Source organism: Bradyrhizobium sp. ORS 86, from assembly GCF_045571475.1.
Taxonomy (GTDB): domain Bacteria; phylum Pseudomonadota; class Alphaproteobacteria; order Rhizobiales; family Xanthobacteraceae; genus Bradyrhizobium.
The window spans coordinates 1182907-1204898 of the sequence record NZ_CP120699.1 but is presented as its reverse complement, the minus strand read 5'-3'; the positions used below and the strand labels follow the sequence as shown (position 1 = coordinate 1204898).

13 protein-coding genes and 1 pseudogene are annotated in these 21992 nt (G+C 59.8%); 8 read left to right on the top strand and 6 right to left on the bottom strand.

All coding sequences use genetic code 11. The features are described from left to right. The first annotated feature begins 3 nt into the window (after nt 1-3). Together P6U25_RS05485 and P6U25_RS05480 are read left to right on the top strand one after the other, a co-directional pair. A complete protein-coding gene (locus P6U25_RS05485) occupies nt 4-2232 on the top strand; it encodes a Z1 domain-containing protein (RefSeq protein ID WP_407150453.1) in 2229 nt (742 codons plus the stop codon). Beyond that, a complete protein-coding gene (locus P6U25_RS05480) occupies nt 2229-3224 on the top strand; it encodes a PD-(D/E)XK motif protein (protein WP_407150452.1) in 996 nt (331 codons plus the stop codon). Before P6U25_RS05485 ends, P6U25_RS05480 begins: the two co-directional genes overlap by 4 nt. Before the next feature lie 31 nt (nt 3225-3255). On the opposite strand, the gene P6U25_RS05475 is transcribed toward P6U25_RS05480, so the two are convergent. The 3 genes from P6U25_RS05475 to P6U25_RS05465 all read right to left on the bottom strand — a co-directional run bounded on the left by P6U25_RS05475 (nt 3256) and on the right by P6U25_RS05465 (nt 8373). Further along, nucleotides 3256-4485: a DNA cytosine methyltransferase gene (locus tag P6U25_RS05475; protein WP_407150451.1), complete on the bottom strand. Its 1230-nt coding sequence runs from the start codon at nt 4483-4485 to the stop codon at nt 3256-3258. Nucleotides 4486-4540: 55 nt separating this feature from the next. After that, a complete protein-coding gene (locus tag P6U25_RS05470; protein ID WP_407152429.1) occupies nt 4541-4993 on the bottom strand; it encodes a very short patch repair endonuclease in 453 nt (150 codons plus the stop codon). A 167-nt stretch (nt 4994-5160) separates the two neighbouring features. Beyond that, the gene (locus P6U25_RS05465; protein ID WP_407150450.1) at nt 5161-8373 is read right to left on the bottom strand and encodes a DUF3883 domain-containing protein; all 3213 of its coding nucleotides are present in this window, start codon (nt 8371-8373) and stop codon (nt 5161-5163) included. A gap of 250 nt (nt 8374-8623) precedes the next feature. Here P6U25_RS05465 and P6U25_RS05460 point away from each other — a divergent pair, with 250 nt between their 5' ends. Together P6U25_RS05460 and P6U25_RS05455 are read left to right on the top strand one after the other, a co-directional pair. Then, entirely contained in the window at nt 8624-12784 is a 4161-nt protein-coding gene (locus tag P6U25_RS05460) for an AAA domain-containing protein (RefSeq protein WP_407150449.1), read from the top strand. 93 nt (nt 12785-12877) lie between these two features. Next, nucleotides 12878-13442 (top strand): annotated as a pseudogene (locus tag P6U25_RS05455) (SOS response-associated peptidase family protein). A 150-nt stretch (nt 13443-13592) separates the two neighbouring features. Here the strand turns inward: P6U25_RS05455 and P6U25_RS05450 are convergent. From P6U25_RS05450 to P6U25_RS05440, 3 genes are all read right to left on the bottom strand, one after another. Beyond that, nucleotides 13593-13940 carry a DUF6527 family protein gene (locus tag P6U25_RS05450; protein ID WP_407152428.1) on the bottom strand — a complete coding sequence of 116 codons (348 nt, stop codon included), beginning with the start codon at nt 13938-13940 and terminating at the stop codon, nt 13593-13595. Between the two features lie 95 nt (nt 13941-14035). Then, nucleotides 14036-15211, bottom strand: coding sequence for a ThiF family adenylyltransferase (locus P6U25_RS05445; RefSeq protein ID WP_407150448.1), 1176 nt, complete (start codon nt 15209-15211; stop codon nt 14036-14038). Beyond that, entirely contained in the window at nt 15186-15602 is a 417-nt protein-coding gene (locus tag P6U25_RS05440) for a multiubiquitin domain-containing protein (protein WP_407150447.1), read from the bottom strand. Before P6U25_RS05440 ends, P6U25_RS05445 begins: the two co-directional genes overlap by 26 nt. Nucleotides 15603-15845: 243 nt before the next feature. Between P6U25_RS05440 and P6U25_RS05435 the strand changes: the two genes are divergently transcribed. The 4 genes from P6U25_RS05435 (at nt 15846) to P6U25_RS05420 (ending at nt 21221) form a co-directional block, all read left to right on the top strand. Then, nucleotides 15846-16943 carry a helix-turn-helix domain-containing protein gene (locus P6U25_RS05435; protein ID WP_407150446.1) on the top strand — a complete coding sequence of 366 codons (1098 nt, stop codon included), beginning with the start codon at nt 15846-15848 and terminating at the stop codon, nt 16941-16943. Then, nucleotides 16924-17439, top strand: coding sequence for a type II toxin-antitoxin system VapC family toxin (locus tag P6U25_RS05430; protein WP_407150445.1), 516 nt, complete (start codon nt 16924-16926; stop codon nt 17437-17439). The genes P6U25_RS05435 and P6U25_RS05430 overlap by 20 nt, the downstream gene beginning before the upstream one ends. A 1006-nt stretch (nt 17440-18445) precedes the next feature. Next, complete coding sequence (locus P6U25_RS05425) at nt 18446-18655, top strand: hypothetical protein (protein WP_407150444.1); 210 nt, start codon at nt 18446-18448, stop codon at nt 18653-18655. A gap of 904 nt (nt 18656-19559) precedes the next feature. Next, nucleotides 19560-21221 carry a winged helix-turn-helix domain-containing protein gene (locus P6U25_RS05420; protein ID WP_407150443.1) on the top strand — a complete coding sequence of 554 codons (1662 nt, stop codon included), beginning with the start codon at nt 19560-19562 and terminating at the stop codon, nt 21219-21221. Nucleotides 21222-21992: the final 771 nt, after the last annotated feature.

Sequence of the window (21992 nt, the reverse complement as noted above, 5' to 3'; positions counted from 1 at the left end):
CCGATGGACAAGAAATCCGATATTGTCGTGACGGCTGTAAGTTGCCCGCTAAAGCGGGGCATGAATTGGATGCCTGTCGAGGGTGATCAGGCCGCCGGCATTGCGCAGCGAAGCAATCTTGATCAGCGTGCTCAGGAGAGGCTCATTGAGACTTCTGCCGAGATACTCGGAAAAGGGATCGATCCATCAAAGCCGCAAGACGCGACGACCGGCTTGGTGGTAGGGTACGTACAGAGCGGAAAGACGTTATCATTCACCACCGTGATTGGCCTTGCTAAAGACAACGGATTTCCCCTGGTCATTGTGATCGCTGGAAACAAAGTCAATCTTCTCAATCAATCTCATGATCGTCTCGCTCGCGACCTCGACGTGGAAAGCGGTGAAGGTCTTCCAGCTTGGAAGATGGCAAAGAATCCGCAGGAAGACAGCCAATATGAGCAGCTAATCCGCCAATCGATAGAGAACTGGCAGGACCCGTCCCTCGACGCCGATGAAAAGTCGACGGTGCTTCTGACCGTCCTTAAGCAAGGCCAGCGTCTGGCTGCATTGACGGACTTACTTGAGAAGATCGATTTGCGGAACGTGCCAGTTCTTATCGTCGATGACGAAGCCGACCAAGCAAGCCTAAACACGCAAGTGCAGCAGGGAAGAGAAAGCCCTACGTATAGCCGCTTGAAGGAATTGCGCGCAGCAATCCCGTGTCACACCTTTCTTCAGTATACGGCTACCCCGCAAGCGCCTCTCCTGATCAATATTGCAGACAACCTATCGCCGGATTTCGTGCACGTGCTCGAGCCCGGAGACGGGTACGTCGGGGGCGCAGCATTTTTTGCGCCAAACAGCCCCCACATCAAAGTTATTCCCCCGCAAGATCTTTTGCAGGTCAACGCGCTTCCGACTGACCCGCCTGAGAGCTTGCTCGAAGCTATTCGAGTGTATTTCGTTGGGCTGGCTTCCAGCTTGATCGCGAAGGCCCCTCGGAGATCCATGCTCATCCATCCAGGATTTCAGCAGGTGATGCATCAAGCTGCGGCTGGCTGGGCGAGCGCGGCAATTGCCGAGTGGAGCAGCGTTCTTCGGGAGCCGGACGGCGATCCCGACAAGCAGGAGCTGATCAGCGATTTTAAGAAGGCATACGGCGAACTAAGAGTCACGGCGGACAACCTTCCAGGCTTCGACGAAATCATAAACAAGCTTCCGCGTGCGCTCCGGAACACAACGGTTATAGAATTTAATACACGCGGCGGAACGAAAACTCCGGAGATAAAATGGAGACACGCCGAAGGTTGGATTCTGGTAGGTGGACAGGCAGTGGACCGCGGCTTCACCGTGGATTCCCTGACTGTTACGTACATGCCGAGAGGCATGGGAGTTGGGAATGCGGACACGCTACAGCAGCGTGCACGTTTTTTTGGATATGCCAGAGCTCGTGGCTACTTTGGCATTTGCCGCGTCTACCTCGAACAAGATTTGAAGACTGCCTACGAAGACTACGTTGAGCACGAACAACTCATGCGTGGCGAATTGCAGCGTGTAGCTCAAAGGGGCGAGAGCCTTCGCAGGTGGCGGCGTCGATTCATTCTTGATCCGGGCCTAAACCCGTGCCGTAGGTCGGTAATCTCGGACCCGTACACCAGAAGCAGCGCTGCGGGAGGGTGGACGCGGCAAAGAGGAACGATCGCCGATCCGGATGCAAGAACGGCAAACATGGGCGTCTTGCATCGACTGCTGGCTGACTTGAACCTCCAGAATGACACAAGCTACTCGGCCAAATCGACAGCGCAACAGCACAAGGTCGACGACGATGTCCCTCTTTCGAAAATAATCGATGCGTTAGTGGAATACAGCTTTGAAGATCCTAGAGATACGGCGAGCTTCACGGGGTTGCTGATCACGCTGGGCGAAGGGCTTCGACAAGATCCCAATGCGACTGCTGCAGTCTACCGCATGCGACCCGATGCTGGCGGTACGCGCGAGCTGATGAACGAGCGTGGTGAGATAGAGAACTTCCAACAGGGACGCACGGCTACGGCAGGCGGTGGCCAGAGCTATCCCGGCGACGCCGCTTTCATGGCGAAAGACAAAGTGACCCTGCAAATCCATGCTTATGATTTGAAGTACAAAGGCAAGATTGTCGCGAAATCTGCTCCCTTGATAACGGTTTACGTTCCGACAAACTTGGCGACCGACTGGCTTGTGCAAGTGCAGCGAGGCCAGCGGGCAAAATCATGATCGGACGCCTGCGGCAGCTGTTGGATGAAATCACTCCTTCATCGGGAGAAGGTGTCTTCAACGTGCAAAGGCTAGAGGATGCATCGTCGTTCTACGTGGGCCGAGACAGTCGGGGCCATTCAGCAATTCTCGTTGCAACCTCCGAAATCGGTCGTACAGTTCCGCTTCGGCTCGCGGGCATTGAGGCAATGTTCTCGATGCCTTGCGAGATCACGGAGCCGGGAACACCGCCTGCCAAGCAGACTTTAACTGTCGTCACGTGCACCAATCAGGACAGAAACGTAGAAGCATACTTCGCGAGCGTGATGGAGTCACTGCTTCCACTCCTCGGTGATCGCCCCTCTACAAGCAGGGTTGAGGAGGTGGTGCGTAACGTCGTTGACTTATTTCAAAAGCTGCGCAATCCCTCTCGTAGATCACTAGTCGGATTGCTCGGAGAACTCGTAGTCATTGAGGGGGCGGAGGATGCCGCCGCGGCCGTGACGGCCTGGAGGTCAGACCCTGATGAGCGGTTTGATTTCGCCCTTGGTAGGGTACGGCTCGACGTGAAAGCGTCAAGCCATCGGCAGAGGGTGCATGAGATTTCCTTTGAGCAGGCAAACCCTCCGGCCGAGATGGTAGGAATAATTGCGTCTGTCTGGATAGAAGGACTGGGTGGCGGGATCTCGCTGGCTGAGTTTTTGGACGCCATTGAGGCACGCCTCGTTAGCAGGCCAGCAGAGATTTTGCGTCTGCGAACAATTGTTGCGGACAGCTTGGGGGACACGTTGCCTCAAGCAATGTCGTGGCGTTTCGATCAGGCGCTCGCCAGGAAGTCCGTCTGCTATTATCGCTCAGGCGATATTCCTGCGATTCGGCCGCCATTGCCCGACGGCGTTTCGTCAGCTCGGTTTGTTTCTGACCTAAGTGGTAGCAGGCCGATTGATCCGGCTGGGCTCGCAAGGGACATTGGGGCCGCCGAGCAGAGCCTCTTGCCGCAATTGCCGAGCTAACGGGGCGTCCTCCCCTTGCTCGGTTGATAGCCTACGACCCCGCAAATTCGATCGCTCTCAGCTTTGCACGAGGTCCAAGCTTGACCCCGGGATGATCAGGATGAGCCCCCTTCAAAGCGAGATATGCCTGTTTGACCGGTGCGACTGCGTGCGCGTGAGGTGTGGATCGTCGCCGTGGCGGCATAAGCTTGAGCTTACTCGCTCGCATAGGCGCATCGAGTAGCTGCTGACGAATTTCTCGCGCAAGCACCTCTGCCAATAACGAAGGAACAGCATTCCCGAGCATTCGTTGCACCTCGGCACGATCGCAATCAAATCTAAAGCTGTCGGGAAACGTTTGCAGGCGTGCAAGTTCGCGGGTGGACAGTCTTCGATTGGTCCAGTGGAATGGACCGGTAGCGGGTCCGGGCTGAGCTTGGATGGTCCATGACGGCTTATCCTTGGCTAGCTTCAGGAGAAAGCTCCAGTACCGCGTTCTCCACCCGAAGAGAGGTAGGCCGCCTCCACGCGGAGTGTGCCAAAGATAATTTTGCCCCTCGGGAACACTCGGAAGAAGTCCTGCCCATTTGCCGGTCAACTCAAGTTCAGGATCATCCGGACGCTCAGGAAGATCGCCAATTGCATCCCAAGCGGTATGGAATGGCTTCAAGCCAAGCGGGAGCTCCTCATCGCTCTCGCCGTGTGTGGGTTGAGGGAACTTAAAATCGCGCCCATCGCGACTGGCGATGATGAAGATGCGCTCGCGACGTTGAGGCACGCCATACCGTGACGCATCAAGAACGGCCCAGACCGGCTTGTATTGTGTCTTTGCTTTCCTGTTTATTTCTCGAATGCCATCAAGGATACGATCAAGCCCTTCTCGTTTTCCGGAATATGCGAAGCCGTAGACATTCTCCAGCAGCAGCGCCTTGGGACGGGTATCCCTTAGGACGCGAAGGTATTCATCGAGCGTACTTGCGTTGGGATCGCTCAATCGCGGCGCATCACCGTTCGCCCAGTACCCATTCTTTGAGAACGGCTGGCAGGGTGGTCCGCCGATGAGAACGTCGGCTTCACCTGGAGCGATCTTAGCGATGCCAAGGAGACGCTTGGACGAGACCGCTCCAAGATCGTCATTAATTACAGGCCAGCTTCGGTTCAGACGGAGAGTTCGGCAGCATACAGGGTCGATATCGACAGCTACGCACGTCTTAAAGCCTGCGGCTTCAAATCCGAGATCAAGCCCGCCGGCCCCCGTAAACAGGCTGATAGCTTTAAGCATATGAATACGCCGTAGCTTTAGTGTACCAGATTTCGAATCGAGTATCCCTCCTTCACTAAAGCACAACGGGACTCTTGCAAAGTCTTCTGGACGCAGGGTGGTTCATTCCGTGCCGATCGTTTGTAGATCTGCGGCGCGATAGTCGCAGAAAGCCGAGAAGTCGGCGTTCCAGAGCTTCCAAATCAGACATCTCGCACTCCCAGACGATCATCGTCCTCCACCCAAGGGCCTCCAATTTCAAAAGGTTTTGCTCGTCGCGGGCTCGGTTGCGATGGAGCTTCGGCACCCAATATTGGGCGTTGGACTTTGGCAACTTCCTCCCCGACGGGCAGTCGTGCCGATGCCAGAAGCAGCCATGCACAAGTACGACCTTCCGCCGGCTTGGAAAAACGATGTCGGGGTTACCCGGAAGATCTCTCCGATGCAGACGGTATCGGAATCCGCGCGCGTACAAGATCGCACGTACAGCCAGCTCCGGCTTGGTGTCGATCTTTCGAATTCGCGCCATCCGCTCAGAAAGCGTAAGTGGCGCTCGAAATCTTCTCTTCATACGATCTGATCTCGAAACTCTCACACTGAAGTGGTCGGTGTCATGGGTTTTCAGTTCGGCCTTTTGCATGAGCAAGGCAGCTTTCGCAGGACATGTCCGGCTCAGATAAAGGGACTTTGGGGAGATTACGAAGCCTTCTCAAGCAAGTCATCAATATCGGCGATTGCAACCCACCCCCGATCATAGGTGAAGGTGGCTGCCCGTCCTGCCGGGTTCTGAATTTTCACAATGCGAGCGTGCGCCGGATTATCGGCATGTTCGACAACGTAAAGCCAATATCGCTCGCCTTGCTGCAACGCGAGCTGGAATTGAGCCGATGATAGGCCGACCGGCCGGTCCCTCATGCTTCCCGTCATAGCCTTTACCTCAACCCAGCGCGCTGCCTCGCCGCTCGCATCGCTCCCGAGCAAGTCGAATCCTGGATTCCCAGTGGGCATGGCCTCAAGCTCGGGCTCACGATGACGTATGAGATCGATCGCAACCGCCTCGAGACGGAGCCGCTCTCCGGGCTCAAGCCCATCGGGATCACGGGCGTGGTCAACCTCGGGTTGGACGGCAACGTAGGAGATGAACTCACGGTTATGACTTGGCTGCCTTGGCCACGGCTCTTGGTCTTGACTGGCTATTGATCCGGCCCTTGCTCCATCGAGGCGATCACCTGTCTGGCGTTGCCCGGCGACGTAGTTATTGGCGGGGGCTCCATGGCTCGCTCCTGAAGCGGGCTGCTGGCCGGCGCCGCCCGTCCCAGAGAGCGAGCTTGTTGTCCGAGACCCTTGTTCGTCACTCGTCAGCTGAGGCTCGGGAACTGGCTCGACCTCGCGGCCTTTACCCTCCTCGACCTGGAGGCGTGATTTCAGCTCAGCGACGCTTGTGAGCCCGAGCTGCTTCAGGAGGTCGAGGACCTCGGGCTCAAACCCCGCTTCCCGTGCCAGTTCCTCAACTACGGGACTCTTGAAGTAGATCTTCGTGGGCAGAAAGAAGCTCGTGCGCCAGCCAAGTGTGTCGAAGAGGACATCTGACGGGCGATGCAGCTCACCATCATTGCCGGCGACCCATGCGGTAGTGTTGAGCAGCCGGACGAAGGCGGAATCGAAGGTCACGCTGCGGTGCTGCACGTATTTCCAGCGATAGAGCGCGTTGAACACGGCATGGCCGCGTCGATCCTCAAGCTCGATGAGGCATTCCCAAAGCATCGCTGACTTGGCCGCGCGTGTGGCGCGGTCGAGAGTGGGCAGTTGACGGAGGAGCTTGTCGAGACCTCGCAGCGTGTAGTCCTGCACGGGATACTCGGCGGTGTAGTCCTCGCAGCCGCCGTCACGTCGTAGCTTCAGCTTCTCATCCCACCTGAGGTCAGGCGTGATCGAGAGTGGGTAGATGTACCGTGTCGCACCGCAGGCCTCTAGTAAGTCGCGCACCTCCTCGCCGCGGAGACAAGCCTGGGTGTCGTCGACGATGCGAACGCCTGAGATGCCCGAAAACAGGTCCTTCAGGCGGCCGGCGGTGACATAAAGGCTGCTTGGGACGTCAAGGTGGGATGAGCCATCTCCGAGGTCGGTCGTGCGCACGAACGCAGTCGTGGCGAGCGAGGTGACGAGCTTCTCCTTCTGTATCTTCGAATCCGTGCCGAACGCACGAAGGATCCGCGCCATGTCGGCATTGTAGGTCGCCGGATCAGCCTCGCCCGCCTCATAGCGCGGCAAAAGGTTGCGAATGACGTCGTCAACAGGGTCGGGCTCGGTGAGGCCGAGCGATTGAAGGAACTTTCTCGCCTGCGGATCAGCGCAGACCGCTCGCCGCACCGTGGGAAAGCCGGTTCGGTTCTGGCTTGGCAAGAAGGCTTGGCGCTCGCCTCGGATCGTCGCGCGAACATGGGAGCCGCTCTCGAGGCGCAAGAGCGGCACGCGATCAAGGCGCGGTACAAGTGACGGCACATTGCTCAGGAAGGTGTAAAGCTTTACGATCCAAGCATCGGGCTGTTGCTCGAGGAACGAGCTGGTCAGGCGAGGAAGCAGCGATTCCGGCGTGACCTCTGGAACCCCAAGCTCCGCAAGCAAATATTGCCGCAGCTCTGGGGTCCTGTCGGCGGTTATTCCCTCGCTAAGCCATTGGAGCGGCGCTTTGGACTGATAAAGGTCGGCTAGCTGCGTGGGCTCGAACAACTCCCGTAACTCTTGCGTGCGCGACAAGCGAACGTTGGAGGCCGGCGCATAGCTGCGCCCGATGCACGGAAGGAGTGGCTCTGACTTAAGCGCATCCTTGACGGTCTCGAACAAGGTCGCGAGCAGACCGCTTGAGAACTTCTCCCGATCTAGCGGCAGGCACTTCAGCACGCTGGTCGTGAGCTGGTGCCGAGCTGCGAGCCATCGCAGCGCCTCAAGTAGGAGGTGCCCGCTCTCCGTGACGAGATATTGGTTCCAAGCGTCGTCTGGAGGTACGTTATCTCTGCTGGGCGTGGTGCGGTAAGGGCCTTGCATGAGGAAGCCGAGATGGGTCGGCAAGACTGTTGGGAAGAACACCACGAGCGGTGACTCCGCGAGAGCTCGAACCGAACGATGCTCGAGGAGCTTGCGTGCAGACAGCGCAAACGCGATCTCGACATGGCCGACCGGGGCTCCGTCGTGGCTCACCTCGCGTGAGAACACGAGCCAGCGCTCCTCGACATCCTCCCTCCCTTCCTGCTCGCCCATGAGCACGACCTCGCGCACATGATCGCCGAGCTGCTGCGCTTCTTCCCGGAAATATAGTCCCGATACGCCTCCATCAGCTCTCCAGGAAATCTCCTTGACATTGCGCAGGAAGAGAAGCGGCCTCGCTCCGAGATTTTCAAGGCCAAGCGCGATCTCGTGAGGGCCAGCCTGATCCTTGAGCCGAAGCGGAAGGATGATGACGGTCTCATCTAGCGCCCGGTCTCGCGCTCGCGCCTCGATGGGCCATACATAGCTCTTGATCGCGAAGGCTTCGGAGCCCGAGTGAACCTCGGGCAGATCCGTGAAGGCGTAGACCGACTTAAAGCCGATCCCAAAGCGGCCAATGGCCGTTATGTCGCGGTTTTTCGTGCTCTCGTCTATGCCGCAAATGCCACGCACGTCGGCCTCATCGAACGGCTGGCCAAAATGGGAAACGCGCAGCTCGCCAGCGGTGAGAGCGAACGTGACCGCCCGTGAGCCTGCCCACCCCGCGCGGCGGCGAAGCGCGTCCTCGGCGTTTTGCAGCAGCTCGAAGATAAAATGCGTGCGCTTGTCGTAGCGATTGGCGAGAAGCATGCCACCGATACGGCCAATATCGGTGCCGTAGCGGATCACGTTCTCTTCTTTAAGCTTCGCATAATCGACAGCCATGCGCGCACCCAAAAGCCGTGCAGAAAAGCACGCACAACCTTGGCATAAGCGTGAAAGCTATGGAACGGGGCTGCCTAGTCCCGCAGCGCAAAATGAGCGGCGGCTCCGGCCCTGGGCCAACGAGACAGGCTTGAGCCGCAATTTTGGGTTCAAGGCTTGGAATTCCAACAGAAATCCGCTTGGAAGCTGGGGGCATACGACCTAGAATTTCGCTACCCTCCAAGACCTCTTGCTTTCCTGCCGGTAGATCATGCCCCTCGTGCCTCTTCGCGTCAGCGAGATTGGCGAGTTCATTCGCTTCCAGGGATGCGAGCGACGGTTCAAGCTTGGGCTGAACAACCGCCAAGTCGCTCGGTCCGTGCCGTTCTCCGAACGGCTGTTCAACACCCTCGACCCGGTCCTACAGGAGGTCGGGCGGCAGGCCGAGGACGGGTGGGAAACCGCGCTACGGGCGGAGGGCCTGGTCGACTTGACGCGCTCTGATGAGCGGGGCCCGGGCAGTCGCGCCGTCCATTGGGCGGAGTTCCGGGCGAGCTTGGAGCAACTTGAGGCGGATACCCCTGCGTATGGCCGCGAGATCGAGCTAACCGGCAACTTCGGGCCCTTCCAAGCGGTCGGGCGCATGGATTTTGTGCTCGTGCTCTGGGATCGTGGGACGCCCCGCTTGCGCATTGTCGAGGCGAAGGCGAGCAGGAAGGACAGGACCTATCATCGCATTCAGCTCGCGCTCTATCTAACGATGCTGCGCCAGATTGTGCGTGAGGCGCCCATCATCATTGCTGGGCGCGAGATTGGCCCCGACGCGGTTGAGGGTTGTGTCGCCCGGATTGACGAGGTGACGAACGAGCCGCAGCGATTGTTGGAGCTGCGGGCGCTCAGCCTTGAGAGCGAACTCTCTGACGTGGGGCGTCTTCTTGCCGACGATGGCTTGCTCGCCTCGATTATGAGGAGAGAGGTGGATGCGCTTGACTTTCAGCTTAACCAGAAATGCGACAGCTGCGTGTTCAGCGTCCATTGCCTGCCGGAGAGCGCGCGGCAGCGGCGCTTGGAGCTGATTGGTGTCTCGCCGGCAATCTGCCGCGCGATCCGCGCGGCAGGTGTGGCGACGATCGATGAACTCGCACGTCTCGCCCTCGATTCCGACGTCGCAACGCGCATCAAGCAGGCGGAAGGTTTCGACGAAAACCTCGGGCAGCTCGTCGCGCTGGCTGCCGCGCGGCGCTCGACCTTGCCGCGCGGGGAGGATGATCCCGATAACTATCAGGTCAAGCCGCTCCCGAATGCCGGCACGGGCCAGCTCCCGCCGCATGTGATGCAAGGCCGCCGTCTTGTGCGGGTGTATCTCGCGGTTGATTATGATTATGCGGAGAACCGGATTGGGGCGATCGCTGCGCATGTAACCGCGAGCGATCACGAGGTCCATACGCCTTTTGAGCAAGACCCGGAAACGCAGCGGTTCCGGCCGGCAACTGAGTGTGTCGAGCGACGCCAAACTGTGCCGGCAGGAAACGGGCAGCGTGCGCAATATGCAACGCGCGCGCTTGCGACTTCCTCTCGCGACATACTGCATTTTCAGACCCAGCCGTGGCGAGGTGACAATGTTGAAGATATGGCCTCTGAGCGCCAGTTGATCCAGCAGTTCCTGTCTGACCTGTTTGACGCAATCGCGGAAGTCGCGGAGGCCGAGCAGGCTCCCGTTCATTTCTATGTCTACGCGCGCTCAGAGATGGCGCAACTGGTCGAGGCATGCACGCGGGGCGGCTCGCGGCTGCTCCATCATTTGCGCGAACTCTTGGGATGTCGGGAAGGTCTTGAGCAGCTGATTTTCTCGTCGGTGCAGACCGAGATCGATACCCGCTATGCCCTGGGATGGACTGGGCGCGGCTTGTGCGTGGCCACCTCCTTGGGTTGGTTTGGCGAGCGCTATCACTGGACGCGGAGGGTGGCGGGGGCGCGCGTCGATCTTGACCATGTCTTTGAGCAGGACATCTTCGATTTCAAATCGACGCTCGGCATTGCAACCGACGGCTCCTGGGCCCGCGATGACCGCAGCACAGCCCTGCGGCATCGGTTCGAGATACGGAGCCGGTTTCATGACAGCTTGAGCGCGCCGTACTGGCGGGCCGTGTGGGATGAGCTGCCGGCGGCGGACGATCCGGCGATCACCGATGCACGCGTGCGCAGCTCTATCCAGCGCTACAAGCGCGTGACCGAGCGGCCAGGTCTGATGCGTGCCTATCAAGCGGCGCGCGTGCATGCTCTTCGCTGGCTTGAGGAGCGCATCCGGTTCAAGAATGACGAGATAGTAAAGCCACCACTTGACATCACGCGCCTCCGGGAATTCGAGCTTGGAATCGACAGCACCGCGCGCGCCGCAATCGACTTCCTCCTCCTCGATCACCACGTCCGCATGGCGGAGTGGATCACGATCCACATCCAGCCGCCCGCCGCCCGAGTCCAGAGTGGCGGCACGATCCCAGTGCGAAGCGTTCGAGCGGATTCGGACCGTGAGCTGACGGCGCTATTCGACGTCGGCCCCTTCGGCCTCACCGCCGAGGAGCTTTCCTTGCGCAGCTCTGTCGATGAAGGCTCATTTGTTCGGCTGAGCCCACGTGCAGGCGATCCGAATCGGGGGCAAACGATTCGGCAGCTGTTGCAAGGCGGGATCACCTGCACAATCACGAGCGTCGATTGGGTCCACGGTCGCGTCACGCTGAGCCCGATGGCGCAACAAGCCTCCACCTACATTCTGGCTAGCTGGAAGCCGAATGCGAACGCGGCCGTGTTCGATTTTGCGACTATCGACGAGAGCCCGTCGGACTTTGTCGCAGGCCGTGTGGAGCAGCGCCTTCGCTCGGGACGCGGTCGGCACGTCTACGACTGGTTCGAGCCTGAGACTCCGCGCATTCCCGACCAACCACCCCTCCCCCCGGCGCGTGCCGATCGGGTACGCCGGGCGGTCAGCGAGTGGGAGGCACCGCATGGAAGATTGCGGGCGAGGCTCACAGACGATCAGCGCGACGCGGTACTTGAGGGGCTCGCCACCCGAGTCCAGCTGCTCAAAGGCCCGCCTGGAACGGGCAAAACCGTGACCACCGCCACCTCCGTGCTGGCCAGGGCGGCTGCTGGCCTTCGGACGGGCTCGATCGTGCTGTTGGCAGCGCACACGCACCGTGCTGTCGACACGCTAATCGAGAGGCTGCAACGTTTCAGCGATTCATTTCAGCGCGAGGCGAGGAGGCAGGGCTTAGACCCGGGGCCGATCATCGTCACCAAGGTGCACTCAAGCGATCCCCCGCCCGATGCGAACGGGATCCAAAACTTTGCTGCGAGGCCTTCGGCAACACGCGTGAATGGTTGGCTTGGCCAGGGTATCTTGGTGATCGGCGGCACGACGAGCGCGTTGTTGAAGATGGCGGAGGAGCTGTCGCAGCGCAGACCATTCTCGCAGGGTGCCGTGGGATTCCAGGCGGACGTGCTGGTCGTGGATGAGGCCAGCATGATGTTGTTTCCTCATTTCCTTGCGCTGGCGAGCCTGGTGCGGCCGACCGGCCAGATTATGCTTGCCGGTGACAATCGCCAGCTCGCCCCAATCTCTGCGCATGATTGGGAGCAAGAGGATCGTCCGCCGATGCAGCACTACCAGCCCTTCAACAGTGCCTATGACGCGGTGCTGCGGATCATTACTGAAGGCGGCGTAACTGAGTTGGCGGCACGGCAATCGGCGCTGACATTCACGTTTCGCCTGCCGCCGCTCATCCGCGAGCTGATCGCGCGCGTCTATGATCTTGATCAAATTGAACTCCAAGGGAGCGACATTGCGCCGCAGCCAGCACCGCGCCGCGTCCGCAATGAAGATGGCTGGGCGCGCGTATGGAGCGACCCTGCCGGCCTCGTGCTGATTGTTCATGCGGAGCGAGGCTCACGCCATAGCAACGCGGTGGAGGGGGAGATCATCAGGGAGATCGTCGCAGCCGCTCCCGCCCGACAGGACGCGGACTCGATCGCGGTGATCACGCCGCATCGGGCGCAACGTGCGCTGTTGCGAACGGCGCTTGATGCGCAAGGACTCAATGTCAGCGTCATCGATACTGTCGAGCGGCTCCAAGGCGGCGAGAAGCCCGCAATCATCGTGTCCGGGACCGAAAGCGACCCCCACTCCATTGGAGCAGCGGCAAGCTTCATCCTGAATCTGAACCGCGCGAACGTCGCCTTCTCGCGCACGCAGGAGCGACTGATCGTAGTCTGTGCTGACACGCTTCTCGACCACATCCCACCCGAGCTGGAAGACTATGAATCGGCGATGCTCTGGAAATCCCTGCGCAACCTGTGCAGCCGGATTGTCTTTCGCGCAGAGATCCAGGATTACTCCGTGCGAGCACTGGCTCCGCCAATCCGGCAAGCGACCTAGTTTTTTAGCGCACCAAAGTCAGGAACGCGTGGGCCAGTTGACGGAGAGGGGAGTTGCTGCGTCAAATCTAACCATCACCGCCCACCTGGCCCGGTGTTTCCGGATTATCCGGCACCGGTGATCCGCAATGTCGACGACGCCGAAGAGATGGTGCTGATGCGCTGGGACATGCCGCCCCCACCGAAGACGGGCGGCCGCCGGTCTCCAACATCCGCAACACGTCGTCGCCGCATTGGGGCGGCTGGCTGAAGCGGGAGAGCCGCTGCCTCGTGCCTGCGAACAGTCTCGCCGAGTATCCCCGCCCGAGCCAAATCCGAAGACGAAGAAGAAAGACGTCGTTTGGTTCGCGCTCGAAGGAAGGCCGGCCGCTGTTCTGCTTCGCCGGCATCTGGACCGAGTCCAAGGCGACCGCGGCACCAAGTCGGAGCCTATCCCGGGCCCTCACCTCGTCAACTGGTTCCTCACAACGTCGCCGAACGCCCTCGTCGAGCTGATCCATTCGAAGGCCATGCTGGTGATCCTGACCACCGAGGAGGATCGCGGCTTTTGGAGGCGCGCTCCATCGGATTAGGCGAAGGCCGTGCAGCGACCCCTACCCGACGACGCGCTGAAGATAGCCGTTCGCGGCGAAGACGAGGGAGGCAGAATCGCTGCATAGCGGATGCGACCGAGCGAATGGTTCTTATTGCCGCGATCCATTATCAGTGAGGCCGTTGTCAGATTGAAGGCGGATCGATCATCAAATATCGCTATGATGGTGAAGGCGGAACACTTGCGCTAATCGTCGCTAAAGGCGCATAAGTAAGCGTTAGCGCCATCCCGTCAACATAGCACCAATTCTGGCGAACCAACCTTTGCGCTCTGCTTGTGGCGGACTTATCGCCTTAGTCCCAAGCTCTGCGCCCGCTTTGGCGGCATAGTGCGCGGTTCTCGCTCGCTTGTCGCGCGCTTGCCCTCGGGCAACGTCCTCGTCCGACCACTGCGGGGCCTCAATGACCTGTCCACCCCTAATGACATAGTGCGAACGGCAGTGCAGATTCCAACTGCCAACCGATGGGTGAAGAGAGACATTCTCGCCGTCGAAAGTCAGCCGCCATTGCGCCGGGGCAAGCGGCGTGACCACTTCGCGTCCGCAGCCGCAACAGCAAAGATGCATGACGGTTGCATAGCGCATAGACACGTAAAGGACACCGCCGTCCAACCGCTCGGGTATGTCGTCGACGAACCTGTGCTCAAGTCGACGATAGCGGATCATGTTTGGTCGCTGTTCAAAAGCATATTGCCGTCAGTCGTGTAGCTCATATGCAGCTCGTTTTCGAGATCGCGATAGTAGCCGCGCAGCCTCTTCCACCGAATGACGGCGAGGTCGGCGTTGAGGCTGTTCAGGTCCGCAACCTGGATGTTGGTCTCGTAAACGCCGCCAGCTTCCTTCGGCGCAAAGGAGACCCGGTTACGCACGACGTCGCGACGCTCGGGCGTCGATAGCGTCGCACGCAAAATGCCGCCAAGCGACAGGTCTTCGAGCGTCAATCCCATCCCGACATCGATGAACGATGCGCCGATCGACTCGAGCTTCTCGATAACCGCCAGCTTGTCGGGACCATCGTCCATGGCGATGAAGGCGAAGGTCACGCCATCGAGCAAATGCACGTTGTGTGCGCCGAGCTTAACCGGATGTGCCTTGATCCCCCGATGCATGCGAGAATACAGCGCATTGAAGTAATCGACCTTTTTGGGCGCTTCACGTAGCTCCTGGATCGTCGGCGCGCCCGGCGCCCGGAATGCGTTGTGATTCAGGAAGTCGTCATCATCGAACAACCGGATTTCAGGGACAGGGGTCTTGGCCACCTTGTCGAAAACGTAAGCCCCCGTGCCGCCCAGCCCGATCAGGGCAACGACATCTTTCTGGAGCCGGGCCGCAAGCGCTGCCGTCCCCGAACGGCCAGAAGCGGTGTCGGGGTACTCGAAGATCGAGTCCGGATCATCATCCTCGGGCGCGGTATAGGGACGCGACTTGATGGACGGATCGATGACGCCGGCCGGAGCCGCCAGGATCGCGTGGTAGACGGTCATCTTGTGATAGTAGTCGGCGTAGCCGCCGTCGGGCTTCTGCGAGAAGCTGTGCCGCACAAAGACGCCCGGCCCCATTTCGCGGCGCTCGCCTTCGCCGCCGATATTCATTTTTTCTCCCTGCGCATTGCAGGGAAACTCGCCCTCGAAATAGACCACATGATCCTGGACCGGCTTGCGCGTGACGTCGCCGGCAAGCTCAAGCGGCGTCACGAGCGTTCCCCATGCGACCTCGCGGCGAGCATTGACGTAAGGCACCTGAACGGTCAGGAACTTCTCGTCAATGACCCGGACGAAATAGCCGTCGCCGCGAAGCCGCCGGAGATCTTCGTTAAGAGAGAACAGTTTCCGTGACATTGAAGATTGTCTCGTTCATCGGGTTATGTCCGGGCTTGACCTTCACGCTCTGCCCGGCATCCAGCTCGCCCATCGCCGGCACCTGAGCAGCGTTCCGGAACGTGACCGTGAACTTCGTGTTCGGCTTCGTCGGGCCGCTCGGAAACGCGAGCTTCGTGACCTCTTCATACGAGACCATGCGGCCTTCGACGGTGCGGGTCCGGCCGTTGACCTTGATCTTGGATTCGCGCGCCAGTTCTTCCTCGATCTCCTCGATCCGCTCCTCGGCAGCCTCGATCTTGACCTCGGCGCGATGCTCCTCGGCGATTGCTTCGGCGAGGTCGTGCCGCACCTCGCGAAGTTCGCCGAGCACCTTATCCGGCGTCAGCTCCGAGCCATTGTTGGCAGTCATGTCCTATCTCCTTGCTTGACTAGCCAGAATCAGCACTTTGGTTGACAATTCGCTTGGTGTGATTCGGCTTTGGCCGATTTCGCACTCAAACGGACTGAGAGCTAAAGCACTGATTCATGTTTACTTTTTACCGTCGAGACGGTCATTCCCATGGGAGCCAAACTTGACTATCCCATGTCAATGGTTTACATTGATGCAAATAAAATACGTTTTGTCAACCACCACGAAGGAGCGGAGGGATGCATGTTTGGGGAAAGACTGAAGCTGGCGCGCAAGCGTGCCGGCTTATCGCTTCGCGAGCTTTCAGCTCGTTTGCAGAACCGCGTCACCGCGCAGGCGATCGGCAAATACGAAGCAGGCCAGATGTTCCCGAGTTCGAGCGTCCTGGTCGCCCTCGGCGACGCACTGAATGTCGATCTTGATTTCCTGACTAGCACTCAGGTCGCCGAGTTGTGCGGCGTGGAGTTTCGCAAGGACGCCCAAACCAGAGTCAAAGAAGCTGCAAGGGTAGAGGCCGCCGTCATAGACCGGGTGGAGCGCTACCTTGCAATCGAGGCCATTCTCGAACTGCAGAGCGAGATTCATGACCTCGCCGACCACAGGCCACACATTGTTGGGTCCTACGATGAAGCCGAGGCCATCGCCGACCAGCTTCGCGCCGACTGGAAGCTTGGCATCGAGCCTATTCCAGGCGTCGCGAAGCTTCTTGAAGAGAAGGGGATCAAGGTTCTGGCGCTTGATATGCCGTCAAACTTCTCGGGGCTTACTTGCGAGGTGAAGCGGTCAAACGGCTTGCCTTCTCTACCCGTAATTGTGGTAAACACCGCCATCACCCTGGAACGCCGGCGATTCACCCTTTGCCACGAGCTTGGCCATCGTCTCATGAGCGGTACCAAGAATGACCTTGATTACGAAAAGGCGATGCATCGTTTTGCTTCGGCGTTTTTGATGCCGGCGAGCAGTCTCCGGGAGGAGTTTGGTCGTGAGCGGCACGCGCTGGCCTATGCCGAGATCAAGAGCGCCAAGCATTTCTATGGCGTCTCCGCTGCGGCGTTAATCGTTCGCTTGCGCGATCTCAATATAATTCGCGACGGCTATCTCACTTACCTCTTTCAGACTATGGCCCGGACCTGGCGGTCAAACGAGCCCGATGCATTACTTGAGCAGGGCGAAAAAGCGCGCGATGAAGAGCCGGAGCGTTTCGAAAAGCTGGTCTACCGCGCATTGGCCGAGCAACTCATTGCCCTTCCAAAGGCTTCGATGCTGCTTCAGAAACCGGCTCACGATGTCGAATTCGCGATCCGGGGGGCAGCCCTAGCCGATGCGAATCATCGTCAATGATACGTCGTGCCTCGTCGACTTAAGAAAAGCAGGGTTGCTCCATGCAACTCTGCTTCTTCCTTATTCCTTTCAGATCGCGCTCCCGTTGGTTCATAGTGAGCTGACTGATTTTACTCGTGCGGAGATCGAGGATATGACCAAGCGCGGGCTGCATGTGATCGACCTTCCGGCAGAGGGCGTCGCGCGCGCTCTTACTTTTCGGTCCGCATATCCGGCGCTTTCCTTCAATGACTGCCTGAGCATGGCCCTTGCGGAAAGCCAACCAGGCAGCATTCTTCTGACTGGAGACCAGGGCCTCCGCAATCGCGCAAGCACAATCGGAATTGAAGTGCACGGCGTGCTCTGGGTCAGCGACCAGCTTGAAACGGGCGGCCACATCACCTTTGCCGATCTCCACGCAGGCCTGTTGAAGCTCGACAATGATCCGCTTGTGTTCGTGCCAAGGACCGAGCTTGCGAACCGCCTCGCGCGCCTTGCCAAGCTGCTCGGCATTTAGTGCCGCAGCGTGCTACCGACCGACAAAACGCAGCAAGTCGCAATGCATCGCGCTTGCGCGGATTTGATTTGAATTGATTGAACGGTTGTCGCGGAGCAAAGAGAAACAACGAGGCTCCGCGGCAACGACGTCGCTCACGAGCGAAACCTATGTCGGAAACATCTGTCAACGCATTCGATCTTGCGCCGAAACAGCAGGATAGCTCGACCCTGCTTTAGCGACTGTTCGGAAGTGCAATCGCGGATTTTTGCCGCTTGGCGACCGGAGCATGAGAATTGCGGGTAGCGAGACCCGTCGCCGCCCACGCGCTTCGAGAACTCGACTCGTTGCTCCGGCATGTTCTCGAAACACCCATGGATGTCAAAGCTGCGGAAGATTCGAAGACCGCGGAGCAAATTGAGAAAGCGCGGCAATCGATGCACAGGATTTACGTGCTACGAATGCCCTAAAGCCACGGTTCAGTCACCAAAACCAGGTCCGCAAGATCGTGGCGCGTCTAGGCCTTACCCCTACGCGGGGCCGCAACGGCAAACCGTCACGGCGCTCGCGCACGAGCTGCGGAACGCGGTAGGCAGCGATCCCGAGGCTTACGCCGCGAACGTGGACCGATTGGTCGGCTTGAAGCCGATCTATGTCCGTCGCACGCTGGAAGGACTTCGGAACGCGGCGAACAACGGGCAGAGCTTGAGTGGGACACATGGTCAAGCTGATCGAACATGTCTTCCGGTCCGTCCGATTTGCACTCTACAGCGCGCAGGAGTTAGCGGCGGCATCAGAGAGCCTTTTGTTCGGCACCGAAGACGACATAGATCAATGCATCCCGGGCGTTTGGGTTACGCGCAGATGGCGTCGAAACAGATCAGCAGGAACCTCGTCAGCTACCACAAAAGCAACGGCTTCTTGGTAAGCCCGCGTCGACACCAACGTCGCGCCATGGAAATGCCCATCTCGCTCAGCGGGGCTCGATCCGATTGTGGCGGAGATTATCGAAGCATATGCAGGAATCATGGTTGACAATGATAACAACAAGCGGCGCCGGCTCGTCGACTTCAAGGACGGCTGCCGCTATGGCAAATTCGGAAAGACTAAGGCTTATGAGCTGATCGCATTGGAGCGGATCAGGGCCTACAAGATGGGAGGCAAGACCATGATCGACCTCGACAGCGTGGACGAATATCACGCCTCGTTGCCGAGGGTCGAATCGAGAGCAAACTAGGCCGCCGACCTTGGACCGCGGGCTCAACGTCGAGCAGGGCATCGATGCGTTCGGCCCAATTCTGCATTAAGCGCACGCGCTCGGCCCAATAGTCCGTGCGGTTGTAGATGCCGTGGATGTCGTTCTTGTCGCCGTTGCCAAAATGGCGCCGCATACCCTTGTCGCGCCATCGCCGCTTTTTCCTCCGTGGGCGAATTGGGTTTCCACTACATCACCGTCGTACGCGCCCTCCTGGTTGAGCAGGGTCGACGCGGTCGAGCGGAAGACGTGGGCTCAGTGGTCACCGCCGGCGGCAGTATCGCAGTTCGGTGTTTTCGGACATTAGGACGCTCTAGTCATTGGACGCCCAGCAGATTGCGGATCGGCGTCGCGCGATCCCGCGTTTTCGATACCTGGTTTCGCGTGCACGTGACAAAGGCCCGCGCCTAAACCTCGCGATATTGGGTTAGGTCGCGTCCCGCCGGGACTTCGAGTCGGAGCCGGGTTCGATGCCGGTCGGGGCGATTTTGGAGACCGGAATGGCAAGGGGGCGTGCCTGCTGCCGTGGAGCCGCTATTTTATTTTCGCCAGCTGACGCCGCGCGTCATCTTGCTGGTATTTCTGCTGGTATCGGCAGCAATTGACTACCAAAATGATCTTAAATCCAGATGGTTACGGGGGTAGGCGACTGCCGGCCAGGGGCACCACGTCTGTCGAAGGTACGAACGACCGGCACCACTTCTGTGATCGGCGTGGCGTAGCGAATCCTAAGCCTTTGCCTGTCACTCGGACAGCGCGGCACAAAAAAATCCGTCGACAATCCTGCTCCGATCATTCCAGCAGTCCGGTCTTCCGCAGCCCTCCCGCGTACCTTCACGCATCGCCGGGACCCGGCTCAGGGTCGTATGCGGCTTCGAGGTTGGACATGCGCTGCTTGCGGCAAAGCCATCCAAGCGCGTACTTAACCTTGGTCGGCGCTTCGGCTGGTCTGCCTCAGGGGGTAGGAGTGGGAATAGCACAAGATCTCCGCTTTGGAGATCTGATCCTTGACAAAACGTGCCTCTTCGCGAGCCGCAATGGGCAGACGATTCAGTTCACCAGAAACGAGCGCGCCCTGCTGCTCGCCCTCACTCGGAACCCGAATCGCCTCATGCGCCGCGGCCGCCTGCTCGATGAGATCGCCTCGGAATCCGACGTATCCGACCGCAACATCGACTTTCTGGTGAACAGGCTGCGGGCAAAGCTCGGCGACAGCGCCAAATCGCCAAAGTATATCGCCACGCAATATGGCGAGGGTTATGTCTGGATCGCTGCGCCATCTCCGGCCGCGCCGATCGATGCGTTACTGGTTATCGGGCCGGCTTTCGGACCGCAGGGGCATCCCTTCAGCCAGCAAGCGTCATCCCTGGTCGGTCAGGTTCGCGACATGATCGCCGCCGGCGTTGGCCAAAAGGTCGTGGTTGCCGAGGACTGGTACCCCGCCGCCACCGACACGCTGCGCTATCTCCTGCAGATGAGCTTTCTCGCCGGCAACGGGCAGCTTGATTGTGCGGCCACCCTGCGAGAAATGCCCTCAAAGCGCATCGTCAAGGCGTTCCGTCTCCAACTCGACATGGCGGACGCCGCATCGTTCACGGCCGAAGCGGGCAGGGTCTCGAATGGCGTCATCGAAGCCCTGTCGCAGTCCCTCGTTGACGCCTCCACGGGTCTCGGCACGCCCGCGGACGAGCCGCTCGAAACGCGCCTCCACAAGGCTGCAAGCCTGCTGTCGGCCTCAAATCGGTGGTGGCTGGCAAACGGCGAGCAACTCGGCAGGGACCGAGCGCAGGACCCCCTCAATGCAGATATCGCCCTGCAATGGTGCTTGCATCTGTTCGCGCGCCTGGTCCACACCAGTCCGTTCGGCGAGATCAGCCTGGAGGAACGCTACCGCATCGAAAGCGAGATCGACGCCACGGTGCTGGAGTGCCTGCCCGCCGTCGAGGCGAACCCGCTGCTGATGTTGGCGGCCGCCAAGCTGTTGTACTTCATCAACCGGGGTCATCTTGACCTCGCGGAGGACGTTGCCGAGCGCGCTTTCGCCCGGACTGCGGACTTTGCCGCAGCCTTGCCCGTCATGGGACAATTGCGCTACGCGCGCGGCCGTTTCGACGAAGCCGCCCGATTTTTTGATCGCGGCGTCGAGATGTCCGAACCGGGCTCCGATTTGCATCTGCATATGCGGGTCTTGAAGGCTATCTCCGTGCTTGCGTCCGGCGATCGCGCCTCGCTGGACATGGCTGTCGCTGATGCAGCCAGGGAGGCTCCGCGTTGCCCGCGCGACATCGGCTTGACCATCGGCTGGATGATCGCCGCGCCGGATCAGAGATTGCCGGCGGCGTCGGCGGATGCACTTGCCGCGATCGGCCCGGCCGGCGCCGGCAACGCAATCGAATATCTCTACTTCACGTCGGCGCGTCACCTTGTCTCGGAGCATGCACGGGCGAATGTCATGCGTGGCCTGATCGCGCACGTGACGCGGCTGCACGGCGAAGAGGCGGTTCCCGCTTTCGTTCTCAGGAGCATCGGGCTGATCGCCGCGGGCTAAACTGTTGCCTCTATGCCGCATGACAGGGGTAATCCGGTAGACAACCGGCCCGGTCAGGGCGTGTCTCGCGACCCTCAAATATTGTCCAAACAATTGCCTGCTAGCGACGCCTGACCGGCTCGATTTTGTCGGTCAATTTGCAAGGCAGCGTATGGTCGTTCGTTCTGTCCAGATGGAAAGCAGGGCCGCAAAGCCCACGGGACTTGGTTCATTTGAGCACGTGCCGGGACAATCCTGCCCTCGCGCATCTTCCATTCAATCGCTGCTGAGCAGTACGGCGCTGCTGCGGCTCTGCCGCGCCGGGGCGCTGAGCCTCGCGCTCACGGGCGCGTTGCTTGCAACGCCTGCGCTGGCCGATGGCGGCGCGGGTGGCGGCGACCGGTTGGGCGGTAATCCTGGCGCTTCGGGCGGCACAGATGCCATCACAGGCGAAGGCGGTCGGGTTGGGAGAGCTCAGCTCGGCGGCGGCGGCGCCGGTGGTGGTGCGGGCCAGACCGGTGGCTTTGGGGGAACTGACCAAGTTACCTTCGTCGAGGCGAGGGGAGGGCTATATATTCCGAATTTCAGCCGCGACGGCGAGGACGGGAGAAGTGTAAGCCTCAACAACAGAGGCGCTGGCGGCGGCGGTGGCGGCGCACATGGCTGGATCGATGGGATCGGAGTGGCCATCGGCGGCAAGGGCGGCAACGGTGGAAACGCGTCCGGTTCGGTTGCTAACTCTTCAGGTGGCGGTGGCGGAGCCGGTGGCTATGGTGCCGTCATCACAGCCTT